The organism is Arsenophonus nasoniae DSM 15247 (genome assembly GCF_000429565.1).
Classification (GTDB): domain Bacteria; phylum Pseudomonadota; class Gammaproteobacteria; order Enterobacterales; family Enterobacteriaceae; genus Arsenophonus; species Arsenophonus nasoniae.
In genome coordinates, this window is record NZ_AUCC01000252.1 from 1 (window position 1) to 1,332 (window position 1,332).

At 44.9% G+C, this 1,332-nt stretch carries 1 pseudogene; it reads right to left on the bottom strand.

The window, feature by feature from the left end:
• Window positions 1-536 precede the first annotated feature (536 nt).
• Window positions 537-1,238, bottom strand: a pseudogene (locus G468_RS25010) (RHS repeat-associated core domain-containing protein); the annotation flags it as partial.
• Window positions 1,239-1,332: the final 94 nt, after the last annotated feature.

Below are 1,332 nucleotides of genomic sequence, written 5' to 3' on the forward strand. Positions count from 1 at the left end.
CCACATCAAAAATATCATGAACTAAAAAATGCCGCTTAGATCTTCTACAGAATTTGTTGACCATTACAACTAAAGATTTCTATGAAGCGTTTTTTGATAACAGATGCAGGATCTGGCGATCGAGGGAAGAAACCGCCCGCACTTTTGATCACTTCAGGTGAACGATCATCTCCACGATAAAAAAATGTTCCATTCGTTTGTGCTTCTGTTTCATTAATAGATCTTGAGCTTGCTATTAAATCTGTCGAGGAAGACTCAGATAAAACGGTTGGTGATGCGTTCTCTGTACCTGGCAATACTAGAAATTTTTTTGGCTTAATTGGCTTAGCCGGAACCGGAAGAGGTAAACTTACTGCTGTTGATGAAGGATTGATATCTGAACCTGTAGACACCAATTTAACCGGTTTTGGGGAAATGGGAACCACCTCTGATAACGGCATTATATTTCTTCTTGATGAAAATTGGCCAGGTATAGACAATCTTTTGGATGCGATAGGTTGTGATTGCATTTCCCCATTGCTCTGGCTTGCCAATTCCAATTGTTTTATCCTGTCAGCAATCGATATAAGCCCATCAGCATCCATAAGAGTTATCGGATTATTTCGCACCATCCAAAATAGATTTAACCCATCCACTGCCCCTGCCGGATCCGCACTCAACCAGCGCCCCACCCAAGGCTGGTAGTAACGGTAACCATAGTAATACAGCCCAGTTGCATCCCGCTCCTTGCCCGAATAGCGGATGGTTTTATAATCCGCCTCAATCTGACTGCGTGCCGTCCATATCGCTGTGCCACCGTATGGATAATACTCTTCCAAGCTGATAATAAAACCATCACCATCAACTTCCATACAACTGCTGCCGATAAGATTGTCATAACTGTAACGAAGTTGATTGTTCCCATTAATGGCCGGCGGCTCGCCTATTTCCCAGTGTAATAACTGCACCTGCGCCCGTCCAGCTTCACCAATAGTGATAACCTGAAAAATCTCGCTGGTTACATCATCGTTTGCCGTGCTGCGCAACTCTAATCCCGGTAGATACTGCACACGTTGACCCCGCACACTGTTGCCCATCACTTGCCGGTTTATCTTGAGGATCCGCTGGCTATCCGCCGCATAACGGTAGTATTCATTGTCATCCGTGGCATCTTCTCGTGTCACTGGTGTCACCTTTTGTAGTTCGCCACGTGGTGTCCAGTTGAGGTGTTGCCCCGGCAATAACATACGCTGATGACCCGCTGTCAACGATCACCGAAAACTGATCCACTTTTTATCTAAATCCGATCAATCAAAATTGATCCACTGTTTTACTCAGTTATTGCTCCTGAGC